Genomic DNA, 17127 nt, shown 5'->3' with positions numbered 1-17127 from the left:
GGAATAGCAATGCCCGCAGGTAGCATACTCGTTGCCGATGACGACACCGCCATCCGCACGGTTTTGAACCAGGCGCTTTCGCGCGCCGGATATGAAGTACGCCTGACCGGGAACGCCGCGACGCTGTGGCGCTGGGTGAGCCAGGGCGAGGGCGATCTCGTCATCACCGACGTGGTGATGCCGGACGAGAACGCATTCGATCTCTTGCCCCGCATCAAGAAGATGCGGCCGAACCTTCCCGTCATCGTCATGAGCGCCCAAAACACCTTCATGACGGCAATCCGGGCGTCGGAACGCGGCGCCTATGAATATCTGCCGAAGCCGTTCGACCTCAAGGAACTCATCACCATCGTCGGCCGCGCGCTGGCCGAGCCGAAGGAGCGGGTGACGAGCGCCGCGGACGAGGGTGAATTCGATTCGATTCCCCTGGTCGGCCGCTCGCCGGCGATGCAGGAGATCTACCGGGTGCTGGCGCGGCTGATGCAGACCGACCTCACGGTGATGATCTCCGGCGAGTCCGGCACCGGCAAGGAACTGGTCGCCCGCGCGCTGCACGACTACGGCAAGCGCCGCAACGGCCCGTTCGTCGCCGTCAACATGGCGGCGATCCCGCGCGATCTGATCGAATCGGAGTTGTTCGGCCACGAGCGCGGCGCGTTCACAGGCGCCAACACCCGCGCCTCAGGCCGGTTTGAACAGGCCGAGGGTGGTACTCTGTTTCTTGATGAAATCGGCGACATGCCGATGGAGGCGCAGACGCGGCTGCTGCGGGTGCTGCAGCAGGGCGAATACACCACCGTCGGCGGCCGTACCCCGATCAAGACCGACGTACGGATCGTGGCGGCAAGCAACAAGGATTTGCGCATCCTGATCCAGCAGGGTCTGTTCCGGGAAGACTTGTTCTTCCGCCTGAACGTGGTGCCTCTGCGTCTGCCGCCGTTGCGTGAGCGGATCGAGGATCTGCCCGATCTCATCCGGCATTTCTTTTCGCTCGCCGAAAAGGACGGTTTGCCGCCGAAGAAGCTCGACACGCTGGCGCTGGAACGGCTCAAGCAGCACCGTTGGCCTGGCAACGTGCGCGAGCTCGAAAACCTCGCGCGCCGGCTGGCCGCGCTTTATCCGCAGGACGTCATTACGGCCTCGGTGATCGATGGTGAGCTGGCGCCGCCGGCGGTCACCTCGGGCGGCAACGCCCCGATCGGCGTGGAAAACCTCGGGGGCGCGGTCGAGGCCTACCTGTCCTCGCATTTCTCGGGCTTTCCGAACGGCGTGCCGCCGCCGGGCCTCTACCACCGCATCCTCAAGGAAATCGAGGTACCGCTGCTCACCGCGGCGCTGGCAGCCACGCGCGGCAACCAGATTCGCGCGGCCGACCTGCTCGGTCTCAACCGCAACACGCTACGGAAGAAGATCAGAGATCTCGATATTCAGGTCTACCGGAGCGGCGGCTAGAGGGATCGCATCGCCGCTCGCTGCAATGGCAGCGGGTGCGCGATGATCCTCACGCCTCGTGCGAGGATTGACGTCTCGTCAGGCTTGGCACCGTCGAGAAAGACTTTCACCGCGGTGCGGGCGCGCAAATCGATTTGGGAAAGCGTCGGTATCTCGCCGAGTTGAAGCACGGCTTCTAGGTGAACGTTTCCGTGGAGCATTCCGAGAAACTGGCGGGCGCCGGCTTCGCAATCCGCGAGATCGACTTCGCCGGCCGCTTTCGCTTGCGCGAGAATTTTTGTAAGGACCGCGATTGCCGGCTTAGGGCCATGTTGCGCATAGGCCAGCGTCGCGTCTGGGTAACGGTCCGCTTCGAGGATGGCTGTGTAACAAACCTCCAGCAACGACGGTGTCATCATCGTTTCGAGAAGATTGCGTCCAATGATGATGAGCAATTCCCTTAGTGGCAAAGAAAGCTGATCGGCACTGACACTTAATGCATTGGACGAGTAATGGCTGACGACTTTGGTGAACTGGTCAGCGAGAAGTTGCTGTACGTTCTCGCGACGCGTTGATTTTTCGCGGAGCAATTGCCGGTAGAGACCGTGCGGCGTCCATGCCCAGCTCGATCGCCCCAGCAAGAACGCCGAAAGAACCGCGCAGTTGGACCAGCCACGAATCTGGCTCGCTTTACCGGGGACCGCTTCGCGGACGCGAAGGATATCGCCCGTCGCCCCCCACCGCAGAAATCTGACGGCATCGGCGGGCGGCAGGATCGTGACCATCATTCGCGTCCACCACGGCTCCACGAGCAGCCAACTGCCCGTGCCCGTGGGCCGCATGGCAAAGACATGCTTATGCCTATGATGGACGAACCGATGCCACCATTGCCGTCGAAGGCCGGGTACGAAGCAGACGATCCAGTCGGCAGCATCGACAGTTACGAGGGATCCGTCCTCGTCGATGCTGTTCGCCAGGTCCGGTGGGACATCGCCGACGATCTTTAGTCCTGAAGGAATCTCTCTATTTTTCCTCAGCCAAAACCGTCTCGACTGGGCAATATCATGAGCTGTGGTCATCGGGTGATCCTCCTCGCGCTCGCGCATCCCTGGATGAAGGTTTCGATGGTGGCTCTGACGCGGTCGACTCCTCCGTCCTGGCTCCTTGCGGGGCTCAGCATGAGTGCCTGGTAGAGCGGTTCCCTTAGCAGTCCCATCAATTGCTCGGCGTATAGCTGAGCGTCCGATATCGACAGGATCCCCCGTTCATTTGCTGCCGACAGGAACTCCCGCAGCTTAAGTGTGATCGTCGCCTGACCCGCCTCGTGCACCCGCTTCTTGAGTGCGGGATTGCGTGCACCTTCGGTCATCATCATCCGAATGAGCCCAACGAGCGTAGTCGAATATTCCTTCCAGGCGACGCGTCCAAACGCGATGAGGGTTTTGCGCGCGTCATCTACGGTGCTAGGACGCGCTCTCCTCATCAATGGCTGCGATATGAGGGAGGCCTTGTGTTCGGCGATCGCGACGACGAGATCGTCGATGCTCTCGAATGCCGATAGAATGTCTTGCTTCGAGTATCCGCTCCGATCCAGGATGCTATCGAGGTCAGCGGGCGCGCCGCTCGGATTGGCGAGGGCCTCGCTGAACGCCAGCACGATCTCGGCGCGAGGGTCTGGCTTCGATACGGCATTGTCTTGTCGGGAAGGTTTCGGCGCGGGATGTGTCATGTATGGCTCCTCGGTCCGGGCTGATGACTGCGCCACATGCATCTTTGCGTGCAGGGCGAAGGCGATCTTGATGGAGACCAGCACCGGCGCGGCGATGACGAAAAGCAGAGCAATTGCGGCGGAGGCCGTGTCGAAAGCGATCACGGTGGATTGGCCGGTGAGGGATCGGCCCAGCAGGCCCATCGCAGCCCGGCCGGCGGTCACGCCGTCCATCCCTCGTGCCACGAGCATAGCACTCATCGTCGTGAGCCGCTCGCTGACCGCAGGAACGCCTGCGGTGACACCGGCGCCAAGCACCGTGGCATTGGCGGTGACATTGTGGTCGATCATGGTCTGCAGCCCGGCGACACCCATGAGGCCACCGAGTTGACGACCGGCATTGAAAAGGCCGATGCCGGCCGCGCGGTTGCGGTTGTTGAGGTCGCTAAAGGCGATCAGGGTGATCGACAGGAAGAGGAAGCCAAGTCCAAAGCCGCGTAGCAGGATGGCGGCCATCATGTCGTCGGCGCCACTTTCGCTGGTCGAGCCGGACAGCATCCACATCGCGGCCATGATCATCAGGATTCCGAACGGCACTGTGGCGATAGGGGGAGCGCCTCTGACCTGCATGAGAAAGGCAGCAATGAGGAGCGCGCCGACGAAAAGCGCGCCGCTTGGCAACAGGAGCTGGCCGGCATCGGTAGGTGTGAACGCGAGAACGGACACGGCAAACGACGGGATCAGGAACGCGCTGCCGAACAACGCGGCACCGGCAACGAAACTGACGATGAAGGCGAATGAAAAATCGCTTGACCGGAACAGGGAGAAATCGAGCAAGCCTTGGTTGTTGGCCAGCACCTGTTGACCGAGAAACGCTAGCAGAGCGGCTGCGCCGATCAGGCTCAGCCACACGATGCGAGGTTCCTCGAACCAGCGCCATCGGCTGCCCTGGTTGAGAACATAGGTGAAGCAAAAAAATGCAACTGATATTAGCAAGAAGCCGACCCAGTCGAACGGAGGGCGTGCGGTCGTAACGGGTCTCGGGCTGTCCGCGATCAAGAGCAGTCCGATAGCGGCGAGGGCCACAGGAACAACGCCGAAGAAAATCCATGCCCACGACTGGCTGTCGATCAGCCACCCCTGCAGCGCCGGGGCTATGGTCGCGGGCGCCACGACAGACCCCATCGCAAACAGGGCTTGAAGGATCGGCTGGCAGGATCGCGGATAGGCGAGAAAAATGATCGACTGCCCCGCGACAAGCAAGGTGCCGCCGGAGAAGCCTTGTATCATGCGGAGTGCGACCAGCAGGTCTAACCGATATGTGATGGCGGCGATGCCGCAGGCCGTGCCCATGACCAGCGTCGAACCGATGATCAGGCGGCGCGGACTGGTGCGCGTCATGAGCCAGGAGGCGGCCATGAACCCGATAAGCTTCGTAGCGGTGTATCCGATGTCCAGCCAGGCGAACTCGTCGGGAGTTGCGTGGGTGTCGCCGATGATGTCGTTGCGCCCGAGTGAAAGGACGGTGCCTGCGATTGCTTCCGTCAGAGTGGCGAGCACGATGCCTGCGACAAGAATGCTTCCTACCGCGCGCCTGTCGTAGCCTGGCTTGGCGTCGGCGATCGCGGTCATGTGCCGCTCCCTCGATCGACCTCGACACGCGCGGACAGGCCGGGCACGACGCGGCCGGGCAATGGATTTCTGGCGAAGCGGATCTTCACAGGCACGCGTTGAACGACGCGAATGAAGTTCCCCGTTGCATTGTCAGTGGGGAGCAGGGTGAACGCAGACCCGCTGCCGGGCGCAAAGCTGTCCACCACGCCTTCAATCGTCTGGTTCGGATAGCCGTCCACTGTGATGCGAGCGCGCTGTCCGGGCCGGATATGTTCGATCTGGCTTTCCTTGAAGTTCGCCACCACCCACACGTCCTTGACCGGAACGATGTCGAGCAAGGATGTACCCGGCGCGACAAGCCGGCCGACGCGGACCTGGCGGTTGCCGACGACGCCGTCGACCGGCGCATGCACCACGGTATGGTCGAGATCGATCTGGGCGAGATCGCGTGCGGCGTGCGCCTGCGCCACGGCAGCAACGGCAGCTTCGCGCTGGCTGGCAAGGACGGCGATGCGTTGCCGCTGGGCCTCCACCGTTGCCGACGCCGCCGACGCACCCGCCTCGGTTCTCGATAGCGCCGCATCGCTTTCATCGACCTGCGCCTGGCTGACGGCGTTGGTGCGGATCAGCTCACGGCGGCGGTCGGAGGCCTTGCGGGCCAGATTCATCTCGGCCACGCTCGCAAGTCTTTGAGCTTCGGCCTGCCGTATCAGGGCATGCTGGAGTTGGGTCTCCGCATCGACATTGGTGAGGCGGGCTTGGGCGGCTTCGACATTGGCCTCGGCTTGCGCCAGGCGTGCGCGGTAGTCGCGATCGTCGATCCGGAACAGGACGTCGCCCGCACGAACGGTCTGGTTATCCTGAACCTCTACGGCCGTGACGTAGCCCGCAACCTTCGGCGCGAGCGACGTCATGTCGCCACGAATATAGGCGTTGTCGGTGAATGTCTCGTTCGACCGAGCATAGGCCCAGCCGCCTGCCACGACGGCGACGGCACCGAGGCACAGCGCCAAGCCGACCGCCTTCTTGTTAAGATGCACCACGATACCCTCCTGCAACGGTTATTGTCGCTGACAGCTAAGCCCATTCACTCGCGGTTACCGGGCGGTCCAGCCGCCATCGACGGAGATCGCGGTTTCACCGCAGTTCGTCGCCAAGCCTAGTTGCGCACCGTTATGGCCTTCCTGTATGTCGCGGGGTCATCGAGGATCTTGACCAAATACTCGGCCACGTCCGCGCGGGTGGCTGTTGAGGTGATGTTCCAGCGCAGATCGGTCCCGGCCTTCAGGTTTCCTCGAGCACGCTTGAATGTCAGCGTCGCCGGTCGAACGATCGTCCAATCGCAGTCACTCTCCCGAACAGCTGCCTCCTGCTCCTCCTTGTCTGCCATCACCTCCTTTAGTGCGAGCTTGACCATGAAGCCTGCGCCGAAACTCCCGGTGTGGAAGCTCTCACCGACACTCACCGAACTCTCAACGATGAGTCGGCCTAGAGGCATGGCGGCCAGAATGTTCTTGGTTCCCACCGAGCAAACCGGGACACCGGGCTGGCGTCGACCCAAATCCTCTTTAGCCTGAGGTACCATCCCCAACGTGCAGATCACCGCATCCGCACCTTGGACCGCAGATCCCACCGAGGCTGCATCCATTGCATCGCCCTTGACGATCTTGAGATTCGGATGCGTCAAGGGCATGCGCTTTGGGTCACGGACAAAGGCAGTGACGACGTGACCCGCGGACAAGGCGGACTCAACGACGAGCCGTCCTGTCGACCCCGTTGAACCAAAGACAACGACGTTCATCACACCCTCCCATCGCGCGACTTCGAAGCGCGATCGCCGTGCGGAGTGGTTTGGTCCGTGAAGCCAGCAGCACCTTTGCGCGGACACTCAGGTAGCGCCCGGGTCATCAACGGGAGCGCGCACTCGCCGTGGAGGGTGGCTTCCTTGACATGCATGTGCACGCAGAAGGCGCAGCCGTTGAGCTGCGAGGCGCGCACGGTCTCGTGTTTCATCGAGGTCGAGCTCCAAAGGATTTTGGGTAAGCGGGCCGCGCTCCGGCGCTGGTAACGCGGCCCGTATCGAATGAAGCGCTTACGAGGCGCCTCTCGTTCGGACCGTGCGGTCAGTAGTCCCAGAAGACCGGCACCCAACGAAAGGCGTCGCCGTCGACTGCCACATGGCCGACGGACGGGAACGGCAGGTGAGTGGCCACCAGCAGCCCACCGGTCTTAGCCAGTTCCCGCAAAAGACTGATACGAACGCGGGCCGACTCCTCGGGGTCGTGTTCGAAGCCGTTGTACCACTCGGGGTGCTCGAACCCGACCGCGAACACGAGGTCTCCGGCGAACGTCAGCCGGTCGCCGCCGGACGCCACGCGGACCACGCTGTGCCCGGGGGTGTGGCCGCCGGTGCGAGTGACGACCACTCCCGGTGCCACCTCGTACGCCTCCTCGAACGGCCGTAGCTGGCTGCGGTACTCTTTCACGAACCGCTTGGCGGTCGATCGAAGCGCGTCCGGGAACCCCGGCGGCATGGAGACGTGGGAGAAATCGGGCGCCTCCCAGAACTTGACCTCGGCGGCCGCCACGTGGATCCGCAGGTCCGGACGTAGCCGTTCCTTGACCCCGTCGACGAGCAGCCCGCCAATGTGGTCCATGTGCATGTGGGTCAGCACCACGTCGGTCACGGACGCAAGATCGATGCCAGCGGCCTCCAGTCGCTTGATCAATTGCCCGGCCCGCGGCAAGTGCAAGTCCGGGTCAAGCCCAAGCCCAGCATCGACGAGTATGGTCCGGTCGCCGCTACGCACCACGACCACGTTCAGCGCCCAATCGTAAGCGTCCGGCGGCAGGAACATGTCTTTCAGCCAGGTCGCTCGGACGGCCGGGTCGATGTTGTGTGCCAACATTGCGGTTGGGAGCGGTAGCACGCCATCGCTGACCACCAGCACTTCAATGTCGCCGACCTGCACCGCGTAGCGCGATGGAACCAATTCGTTGGACCCCGGTCCACCGGGATGTGAGGTGTTGGCTAGGCTCGTGTCTACGCCCATGTTCGTCTCCTGTTTCATGTTCAAGGTTACTGGCTGGTCTCGGTTGAGCAGGCCGCGCAGCCAGCGAGAAGCGCGGCCCGTTTCGCGTGAAGAGCTAGAGGAAGCCAGTCACATCAGTCACACGCTCCGGATCGGCCGAGGCCAGCGCGGCGGCACGCTCGGCCTGCGGCGGATAGATCCAGACGGTGTTGATCTCCTGCTTGGTCTTCTTGCCGACGTCGCCGACCATCTTGACCTGGCGTTCCCAGCCAACGGTGAACAGCGCACCGGCTTCGCCGAGATCGAGGCAGGTGACGTAGCCCTTCTGGTGATACGGCTTGGTCGGAACGCCCAGCAGTTCGGCCGCGGCATTGTTGCCGGCAAACGCGCCCATCCGCGTGGCGTGCTGGCACGACATCAGCGCGTAGTTGCCGATATCGTCACATGCAGCGCGAGCGGCATCACCGGTGGCAAAGACGCCATCCACCGACGGCACGCGCAGGTCCCGGTCGACAAGCAGCCGGCCGAAATTGTCGCGCTCGGCGGGAATCTGCTGGGTCAACGGGGCGGCGCGAATGCCGGCCGCCCAGATCACAGTCTCGGCTTCAATGCGCTCGCCATCGGAAAGCGTGACGCCGGATTTGTCGAGCGACGCGACGCCGGCACCGAGCCGGGTCTCAACGCCGAGCTTGCGCAGGGCGTCCTCAATGACGGGGCGGGGACCCGCGCCCATATCGGGAGCGATCGCATTGTTCCGGTCGACGATGATGACGCGCGGCTTGGCATCGTTGCCGAGGACCGCACGAAGCCGCGCGGGCATCTCGGTTGCCGCTTCGATGCCGGTGAAACCGCCGCCGGCGACGACGACCGTGTCGCGCCCGTTCATTGCCGGACGATTGGCCAGGCTATGCAGATGTCGGTCGAGGGCAATCGCGTCGTCGAGCTGGTCGACGCTGAAGCCGTGCTCGGCAAGACCGGGAATATTCGGGCGGAACAGGCGGCTGCCGGTAGCCACGACCAGGCGATCGTAGGAGAGAGTCTTTCGGGTGCCTTTGGCCGTAGCGATTTGCACCACGCGAGCCTTGGTGTCGATCGTTTCAGCGCTGCCTTGCACGTAGACGACGTCGATGGAATTGAGGACCTCGAGCAGAGGCGCCGTCAGGGTCTCCGGCTTCGATTCATAGAGCCGCGGGCGGACCACCAGCGTCGGCTCGGGCGCGATCAGCGCGATCTCGAGGTGTTCGGGCGAAACGCCCTGGATGTCGCGCAGGCGGGCTGCGGAAAGTGCGGCGTACATGCCGGCGAAGCCGGCGCCAATGATGATAAGTCGCATGTGTTTGCTCCTGTGGGTTGAATTTTCTCGAACGTGCGCACGTCATCGCCGCCGCCCTGCATTGGCGGTAAGCCTCTTGCGATCGATGACGCAAAGGTGATGTGAAACGGCTGTTACGGTGCGGGGCAGTCCAGCATTAGCGGCATTGGCATGGGACGTTCACATGCCGCTCGACAGCCTCCGGATCCCAAGAGCGAGCCGCGTTGGAAGGCCATCAACGGAGCGGGCTTCGCGGGCCAGTCCTTGTAGAAGATAATGGAACTGACAGGGCTGGCGGTTTGGAGGGCATGTACCGGAACTTCCGTTTCTTCGCCCGCTGCCGAGGTGAAGCGAACGCTCAACGAAAGTCCGTACATGAGTGCGGTCGCGACGACTCTCCGCCGCGGTGCGATTGCAAACGGGTTGACGACGTTCATCCAGGCCATCGTTTGTCTCCATCCGGTGTTGGCGTTGGGCAATGACGCTGATTTAGCGAAATAGCTTTGCGACTGCCCCAGTGCGATTGCCGTACCTGTAGAGCGATTGCTGTTACCGAATGTGTCGCCGCCAATCGCTCGGTGTCTCTCCGGTCAGCTTCCTGAACGCGGCGGCAAAAGCGGTCTGCGAGGAGTAGCCAAGCGCGGCTGCTATCGACACGATCGAATCGTCGGTGTCGCGCAGCATGTTCATGGCCTGCTCGAGTTGGTACTGCCGTAGCCAGGCATGCGGCGAAAGCCCGGTACTTTCCTTGAAGGCACGGCAGAAATGGAAGCGCGACAGGCCGGCATCGGAAGCGAGCGCCGCAAGCGAGACGTCTGCATCGGCATCCGAACGCAAGCGCTCGATGGCGCGGCAGAGCACCTTCGGCGACAACCCGCCCATGACTGGCTGGATCGTGGTTGCCGAGCCGGTGTGCGCAGCCAACAGACGGGTGGCCAGGAGGTCCGTTAGTTGCTGCCTGAAGAGCGCATCCAGGGCCTCGTTGCCCTCCAAGACATCCGAGGCGCTCAGGAGCAATCGGGATGTAATGGGGTCGGGATGCGCCGTTCGCTCCAGGAGATTGGTCGATGTGGGGGTGCCGGCTTCGTCGGCAACCCGCTTCAGCGTTGTGTCAGGAAGATAGAGCTGTACGACATCGACAGGTTTCGGGATATCCCATCGGGAGCTTGATCCTTCCGGAATGATTATCAGAACCCCGGGACGAAACGTTCCAATGGCAACCGATCTTCCTGACCGCCGCTCCATGCGCTGAACCGAGCCGTTGTAAGCCATGATGACGTGGTGGGTCATGGGCTCGACGACGTCGTGCAATGGCTCATGTTTCCAGTGGGCGATCCCAGCACCGGAGGGGTCCAAAGCCATGCGGAGTGGTTTGGTGTGGAGCACGCGTGCCATCTCCGCATCTGCAGTACGGGATTCGGCAATCGACGAAGGATCCGCGTCCGACGCGGTGTGGGAATTCACTTGCGAAGAATTGCGCAGGATTGGCTTGCTCATGGCAGTTGCTCGCTTGAAGGGGGCCCTTCGCTCGCGCCGCCAGGCCTGACTTGCGGTGCTGACGCGAAGCTGTTGCTTCCTGTCTGCCCGTACTGATGCCGCCAGACGTCGAGAGCTTTCGGTGCGCGTTCTAGGCGCGTCGAACTACGGGGTCTTCCCTAAAGCGGCGGTGCTTTGCCTGATCTTGCTGCAAGCGGCCATCAAGCGTTTGTGACCGAAGTCGCTCAACGGTTGAGCAGGGTCAGCCTCTGCCGTCGAATGAGGCAAAGGCTTGCGTTGCAAATGGACAACAGCGAAAGCAAGCCGCGGCGCTTTGTGTCGTAAAACTGAAGAGATAGCGGCCGCGGCCAAACAGAGTAGACGACCGCGCTCTGAAAGGAGATACTATGCATTCATTTCGCTGACGCGCGATGACCAGCCCTTCCAACTTCAAGAAGCGAGATAACGCATATGGCACAGGCGGGCGCCTTCGGAGCGAGGTTCGGGCGATTCCTGCACCTGAAAGATGCGCCGCCGTCGCTGGTCACACGTTCACTGCGCGGCGTTGAACTAGCGGTCACCGAAACGCGCGATGATAACCCGATACCCGGTCTTTCCGGCTCGCTGACACCGGAGGACGCCTTCCTCGTCAGCCTGAAGCTTCACGATTATCCGGACTGCGAGCTTTGGGAGCGCGGCAGGTGCATCATGAAGAGGGATGTCCGGGCTGGCGCAACCTATCTGTACGATCTCAAGCACGATCCGCGCTATGTGATCGACAAGCCATTTCATTCGCTGTTTTTCCATCTTCCACGCTCGGCACTCGAAAGCATCGCTGAACAGTCCGGCGCGCCGCGCATTGGCGATCTTGCGTGTGAGCTCGGCGTCGGCCACGACGACACGGTCGTCCGTCATATCGGCGCCTCTTTCTTGGAAGGATTGCGGCAGCCGTCCGAGGTCAACCAGCTTTTCATCGATCACATGATGCTCGCTCTCACCGCGCACGTTGCCCAGACCTATGGCGGACTGCGACGCAATACCGAGCTGGCCCGCGGCGGCCTTGCGCCGTGGCAGGTCAAGCGCGCGTGTGAAAGACTGGAAGCCGACCTCGGCGGGATACTTTCGTTGCAACAGATCTCGGCAGAATTCGATCTCTCGGTCAGCCACTTCTCGCGCGCCTTTCGCATCTCCACCGGCCTGCCGCCACACCAGTGGCTGCTTCGCCAGCGTGTGAAGGCGGCCAGGCAGCTTATGACCGTTCGCGACCTGCCGCTGTCGGAAATTGCGGTGGCGGCGGGGTTCGCCAATCAGAGCCACTTTACGCGGGTTTTTACCTCCGTGATCGGCGTCAGCCCGGGAGTCTGGCGTCGCGAAATGCAGGGCGCACCGGAAAGCGAAACGTGATCGGAGCACGGCAGCAGATTCGTCCGCTCAGCGACGCCTTGTCTGCGAGATAGTGTAAGCGGCGCGGCGGGCAGCAAACATCTCGTCCGGCGGATGACCGATGCCTTCGGCCAGATTTGCCGGATTGAAGACGGGCTCGTCGCTAGCACCGTTTGCTTCAACACCGGTAATCACGATCGTTCCCAGCCGCACCGCTTCGCGTCCGTCCTCATCGGGCCATCGGACGGTCACGTCCATGACAGGGTCACCGGGACGATCCAGCAGCGCCACTACGCTGAACCTGATATCGCGAGCCGCGATCCGGGCTTCGAGATCGTCGCGCAGCAGCCCGGCAGGCTTTGCCCTGACCTTGGGCTCGGTCGCCTGTTCGCCAACCGGCGCGACCTTGAACTTGATGAACCTGGTCTCGCCCTTTGAATTTGTCGCGGGAAAAGCGTGCACGCCCCAATAGGTTGTGCAGGCAAAGCTTGCGGGCGGCGGATGCGTGGCCATGTAGCTTGCCTGATGCAGCGTCTCGGGATTGGCAACTGAGAATGCCTCGACCTTTGCCACGTCCGGCTTGCCGTCGGGTCCTGGAATGCGCACTCGGAGGAAAGCCAACATCTGGTTAAGCGTTCTCGCGAAATGAACCGGGGCGCTCTGTGTGCACACTTCTGAGCGCTGGCCATCGCTACCGAGCCGGAAGCTGAAGCCGCGCAGCAACGTGTCGTTGGTGTCGAGGCCTCCCTCCACCGAGAAGCGCGCCAGCACGCGCGATGGCTTGGTGAAGCTACGGGATTTTGTGATCTCCTTGGCCTGATCGGATGGGGCATAGGTGCCGCGAACGCATCGACCCCTGGCAAAGCTGGCACGTGCCTTCGCCGGAAGACCGACTACCCCCTTCATAGCGGCAACGATGGATGCGGGGCTGGCAGGGGCGCGTGGGAACTTGGGCAGGACGGGACCTCGGGTTCGAACGTTGATGCACGTTTCTGGCTCGGGACAGCTTGGGCGTCTTTCCCGAATCCCCCATGCCTTGTCCGATTCTGCGACAAAGCTTGCCGATGGCAGCTTTGTCGATGAGTTGCCGTCACGTTGCCGATAGATAATTGTTTGGTGAGGACCGTATTCGCGATTCGGCGTTTGGTAATTTTACCACCTGCGTGAAAAAAATCATCGTAACTCATTGATAAAACAAACATCTTACTGATGCCGCATTTCGGCAACATTGTGATATGAATGCATCAGTCCGCAACTGGCGGGCCAGCCCTTTCAGCTCACCGAATTGCCGGAATGACCACCGCAGAGACGAACTCGGCACCGTCGTTCGACCCATCGCTTACCGAATCCGGAGGGGGGATCCTGCGGAAGTGGGTGGCGCCGTTTGCGGTCGCGATCGCGCTGCTGTCGGCATTTCTGACCTTCATGGTCCTGGCCGGCCTGACGCCGATCGAGCCGACCGGCCACGTCGTCTATTCCTTCCTGCTGATCAATGCGGCGACCATTTTGCTGCTGGTCGGGATCATCATCCGCGAAGTCTGGCTGGTAATTCAGGCCCGGCGCCGGGGGAAGGCCGCGGCCCGGCTGCACATCCAGATCGTCAGCCTGTTCTCTGTCATCGCCGTGCTGCCGGCGGTGCTGGTCGCGATTGTCGCCAACGTGACCATCGATCGTGGCCTGGACCGGCTGTTTTCCGGGCCGACGCGAGCCGCGATCGAGAATTCGCTGAACATTGCCCATGCTTACGTCAATGAGCATGCCTATTTGATCAATAGCGACATTCTGGGGATGGCCAACGATCTCTCCAATGCGCGGCCACTTTTCGACCAGGACCGTCAGTCATTTTTCGAGTTGCTGACGAACAACGCGACCTCACGCAATTTGCCAGGCGCGATGCTGATCGACAAGGATCGTAACGTTCTGGTGACGGCGCAAACCGGCATCCAGCAGCAATTTGCGACGCCGCCGCAGGAATTCCTCAACGATGTCGGCGAAAGCAAACCCGAGATCGCGGTATTCCCGGAAGAAAACTACGTGGCAGCAGTAATTCGCCTCCGCGGCTTCACGGACACTTTTCTTTACGTTGCCCGTCTGCTCCACCCGCGGGTGGTCAGCCAGCTTAAGCAGACCCAGGCCAGCGTCGCCGAATATGCCCAGATCGAAGCCCGCCGACTCGGCATTCAGGTCGCCTTCGCGCTGATGTTTGCGGTGATTGCGCTGACCATTCTGATGGCTTCGGTGCTGATCGGGCTGAATTTCGCCAACTGGCTGGTGTCGCCGATCCGCAATCTAATGAGCGCGGCCAACATCGTTTCGACCGGCGATCTGCATGTCCAGGTGCCGGTCCATAAATCCGAGGGTGATCTCGCCCAACTCGGCGAGACCTTCAACAAGATGACGGCCGAATTGCGCACCCAGCGCGACGAGCTGGTCAGCGCCTCGGAGCTGATCGACAGCCGACGCCGCTTCATCGAGGCGGTGCTGTCCTCGGCCAGCGCCGGTATCATCGGCGTCGACGCTTCGGGCAGCGTCGGCATTCTGAATCGCTCGGCCGAGAAACTGATCGGCCATGCGGAATCGGAGACGCTGGACCATCCGCTGTCGGACGTCCTGCCCGAGCTCGACGACATGATGAAGACCGCGCGTGAGGGGACGCAGCGCCTGGTGCAAGGCCAGATCACGATCACCCGCGACGGCCACGAACGCAATCTGTCTGTCCGTGTCACTGCCGAGCAGACCAGCCAGTCGCGCGACAGCTACATCATCACGCTCGACGACATCACCGAGCTCGTCTCCGCGCAACGTACCTCGGCATGGGGCGACGTGGCGCGCCGCATCGCCCATGAGATCAAGAATCCGCTGACGCCGATCCAGCTTTCGGCCGAACGCATCCGCCGCAAATTCGGCAAGGTCATCACCGAAGACAAGAACATCTTCGAACAATGTACCGAAACCATCGTGCGACAGGTCGACGACATCAGGCGGATGGTTGATGAATTCTCCCGCTTCGCGCGGATGCCAAAGCCGGTCATGGAAGGCGAGGACGTCGCCGATACCGTGCGGCAGGCGGTATTCCTGATGAAGGTCGGACATCCCGATCTCGATATCGAGGCCGATATCAAGCAGGATCCGATGCGCGCGCAGTTCGATCGCCGGTTGATCTCCCAGGCGCTGACCAACATCATCAAGAACGCGACGGAGGCGATCGAGCAGGTGCCGCCGGAAGAACTCGGCAAGGGACGCATCGACGTCATCGCCGCGCGCGAAAACGACGACATTGTGATCGACGTGATCGACAACGGTATCGGCCTGCCGAAAGTGAGCCGCGCGCGGTTGCTGGAGCCCTATGTGACGACGCGCCAGAAGGGCACCGGTCTCGGGCTCGCTATCGTCGGCCGCGTCTTGGAAGACCATGGCGGCCGCATCGAGCTCAAGGACGCCTCCGATTTCCGCCCCGGACAGCGCGGCGCCTGGATGCGGCTGCGGTTCGCGGTATCCGGCCATGCGCCGAAGCAACCGGCTCCGGAGGCAAAACCACAGATCGACGAAACCAATGAGGCGGCATCCACGACCAATGATGAACAAAAACCGAAGCCGCAACGGGCAACTGACAAGGCAGGTGTAACCCATGGCCAGTGACATTCTGATTGTCGACGACGAAGCCGATATTCGTGACCTCGTTGCGGGCATCCTGGAGGACGAAGGCTTCAATACCCGTACCGCGCGCGACAGCGATTCGGCGTTGGCCGAGGTCGCCAACCGCCGCCCGCATCTCGTGTTTCTCGATATCTGGCTGCAGGGCTCCAAGCTCGACGGCCTGCAACTGCTCGAGCAAATCAAGAAGGAGCACGCCGACGTTCCGGTGGTGATGATCTCAGGCCACGGCAACATCGAGACCGCGGTGGCGGCGATCAAGCGGGGCGCCTATGACTTCATCGAAAAGCCGTTCAAGTCCGACCGGCTGATCCTGGTGGCGACGCGGGCGCTGGAGACCTCGCGCCTCAAGCGCGAGGTGAAGGAACTCAAGCAACTGGCTCCCACCGCGAGCGTTCTCACCGGACGCTCCGCCTGCATGAACCAGTTGCGCCAGACCATCGACCGTGCGGCCAAGGCCAACAGCCGTATCCTGATCGTCGGCCCCTCCGGTTCGGGCAAGGAATTGGCAGCGCGCACGCTGCACAATGCATCGAGCCGTGCAGAAGGCCCGTTCGTCGTCATCAACGCCGCGGCGATCACCCCGGAACGGATGGAAGTCGAGCTGTTCGGCATCGAGCAGACCAACGGCGAGCAGCCGCGCAAGCCTGGCGCGTTGGAAGAGGCACACGGCGGCACGCTGTTCATCGACGAAATCGCCGACATGCCGCGCGAAACCCAGAACAAGATCCTGCGCGTGCTGGTCGATCAGACCTTTCAACGCTCGGGAGGCGCTGCCAAGATTCATGTCGACGTCCGAATCATCTCCTCGACCGCGCGCAATCTGGAGGAGGAGATCGCGGAAGGGCGATTCCGGGAGGACCTCTACCATCGACTGTCAGTGGTGCCGATTCGTGTTCCCCCGCTGTCGGAACGCCGCGAGGATATCCCCGAACTGATCGATTATTTCATGGACCAGATATCGGCGGCGACGGGCTTGCCGAAGCGGCAGATCGGCCAGGATGCAATGGCGGTATTGCAGTCCCATGTCTGGCCCGGCAACGTCCGCCAGCTCCGGAACAATGTCGAGCGCGTCATGATTCTGGCCGGCGGCGGTCCGGAAGCGATCATCACGGCCGATATGCTGCCTCAGGACGTCGGCTCGATGGTGCCGGCGATGCCGACCAGCAACAATGGCGAGCACATCATGGGGTTGCCGCTGCGCGAGGCTCGGGAAGTGTTCGAGCGTGACTACCTGATCGCGCAGATCAGCCGGTTCTCGGGCAATATTTCGCGTACGGCCGAATTCGTCGGCATGGAGCGCTCGGCGCTGCACCGCAAGCTCAAGGCACTGGGTGTTGGCTGAGGCTGATTGAATCGCTTGAGGCTGATTGAATCGCTTGTGCGGTGCGAATCGAACGCGCGCCCAACCCAATGGTGTCTCTCCGATCCATGCATCTGCTTGGGAATATTTATCTCTTTCCGGACACTTGCGGAGAATGGCCACTGGGTTCCGCGCCAGTGGCGCCCGAACTGGC

At 62.1% G+C, this 17127-nt stretch carries 12 protein-coding genes and 2 pseudogenes; 4 read left to right on the top strand and 10 right to left on the bottom strand.

Annotated features, from left to right (window positions below; genetic code table 11):
- Nucleotides 1-9: 9 nt before the first annotated feature.
- Nucleotides 10-1452 carry a nitrogen regulation protein NR(I) gene (gene ntrC, locus LMTR3_RS08235; protein ID WP_065744582.1) on the top strand — a complete coding sequence of 481 codons (1443 nt, stop codon included), beginning with the start codon at nt 10-12 and terminating at the stop codon, nt 1450-1452.
- On the opposite strand, the gene LMTR3_RS08230 is transcribed toward ntrC, so the two are convergent.
- From LMTR3_RS08230 to LMTR3_RS08195, 9 genes and pseudogenes are all read right to left on the bottom strand, one after another.
- Nucleotides 1449-2510 (bottom strand): TetR/AcrR family transcriptional regulator C-terminal domain-containing protein, encoded by a 1062-nt coding sequence (locus LMTR3_RS08230; RefSeq protein WP_084029485.1) that lies wholly within the window; start codon nt 2508-2510, stop codon nt 1449-1451. The genes ntrC and LMTR3_RS08230 overlap by 4 nt on opposite strands.
- Nucleotides 2507-2914: a TetR/AcrR family transcriptional regulator C-terminal domain-containing protein gene (locus LMTR3_RS39080; RefSeq protein WP_283809276.1), complete on the bottom strand. Its 408-nt coding sequence runs from the start codon at nt 2912-2914 to the stop codon at nt 2507-2509. The genes LMTR3_RS08230 and LMTR3_RS39080 overlap by 4 nt, the downstream gene beginning before the upstream one ends.
- Before the next feature lie 264 nt (nt 2915-3178).
- Nucleotides 3179-4771 (bottom strand): annotated as a pseudogene (locus LMTR3_RS08225) (DHA2 family efflux MFS transporter permease subunit); the annotation flags it as partial.
- Nucleotides 4768-5796 carry an HlyD family secretion protein gene (locus tag LMTR3_RS08220; RefSeq protein WP_141686518.1) on the bottom strand — a complete coding sequence of 343 codons (1029 nt, stop codon included), beginning with the start codon at nt 5794-5796 and terminating at the stop codon, nt 4768-4770. The gene LMTR3_RS08220 and the pseudogene LMTR3_RS08225, both read right to left, overlap by 4 nt.
- Nucleotides 5797-5912: 116 nt before the next feature.
- Nucleotides 5913-6554, bottom strand: a complete 642-nt coding sequence (locus LMTR3_RS08215; protein ID WP_065744579.1) for an NAD(P)-dependent oxidoreductase — start codon at nt 6552-6554, stop codon at nt 5913-5915.
- A gap of 107 nt (nt 6555-6661) precedes the next feature.
- Nucleotides 6662-6751: pseudogene (locus LMTR3_RS40200) on the bottom strand (carboxymuconolactone decarboxylase family protein); the annotation flags it as partial.
- Between the two features lie 125 nt (nt 6752-6876).
- On the bottom strand, nt 6877-7806 hold the full coding sequence (locus tag LMTR3_RS08205) for an MBL fold metallo-hydrolase (RefSeq protein WP_141686517.1): 930 nt from the start codon (nt 7804-7806) through the stop codon (nt 6877-6879).
- 94 nt (nt 7807-7900) lie between these two features.
- Nucleotides 7901-9118, bottom strand: coding sequence for an NAD(P)/FAD-dependent oxidoreductase (locus LMTR3_RS08200; RefSeq protein WP_065744576.1), 1218 nt, complete (start codon nt 9116-9118; stop codon nt 7901-7903).
- 528 nt (nt 9119-9646) lie between these two features.
- Nucleotides 9647-10594: a helix-turn-helix transcriptional regulator gene (locus LMTR3_RS08195; RefSeq protein WP_065744575.1), complete on the bottom strand. Its 948-nt coding sequence runs from the start codon at nt 10592-10594 to the stop codon at nt 9647-9649.
- A 450-nt stretch (nt 10595-11044) separates the two neighbouring features.
- Here LMTR3_RS08195 and LMTR3_RS08190 point away from each other — a divergent pair, with 450 nt between their 5' ends.
- The gene (locus LMTR3_RS08190; RefSeq protein ID WP_065744574.1) at nt 11045-11977 is read left to right on the top strand and encodes a helix-turn-helix domain-containing protein; all 933 of its coding nucleotides are present in this window, start codon (nt 11045-11047) and stop codon (nt 11975-11977) included.
- 27 nt (nt 11978-12004) lie between these two features.
- On the opposite strand, the gene LMTR3_RS08185 is transcribed toward LMTR3_RS08190, so the two are convergent.
- The gene (locus tag LMTR3_RS08185) at nt 12005-12862 is read right to left on the bottom strand and encodes a catalase (protein ID WP_084029482.1); all 858 of its coding nucleotides are present in this window, start codon (nt 12860-12862) and stop codon (nt 12005-12007) included.
- A gap of 387 nt (nt 12863-13249) precedes the next feature.
- Here LMTR3_RS08185 and LMTR3_RS08180 point away from each other — a divergent pair, with 387 nt between their 5' ends.
- Nucleotides 13250-15595 carry a sensor histidine kinase NtrY-like gene (locus LMTR3_RS08180; protein ID WP_065744572.1) on the top strand — a complete coding sequence of 782 codons (2346 nt, stop codon included), beginning with the start codon at nt 13250-13252 and terminating at the stop codon, nt 15593-15595.
- A complete protein-coding gene (gene ntrX / locus LMTR3_RS08175; RefSeq protein WP_028346102.1) occupies nt 15585-16955 on the top strand; it encodes a nitrogen assimilation response regulator NtrX in 1371 nt (456 codons plus the stop codon). The genes LMTR3_RS08180 and ntrX overlap by 11 nt, the downstream gene beginning before the upstream one ends.
- The last annotated feature ends 172 nt before the right edge of the window (nt 16956-17127 follow it).

Origin of the sequence: Bradyrhizobium sp. LMTR 3 (genome assembly GCF_001693485.1) — a bacterium.
Taxonomy (GTDB): domain Bacteria; phylum Pseudomonadota; class Alphaproteobacteria; order Rhizobiales; family Xanthobacteraceae; genus Bradyrhizobium.
Note: the sequence above shows the minus strand (reverse complement) of the source record. Positions and strands in the feature narration are given on the sequence as shown.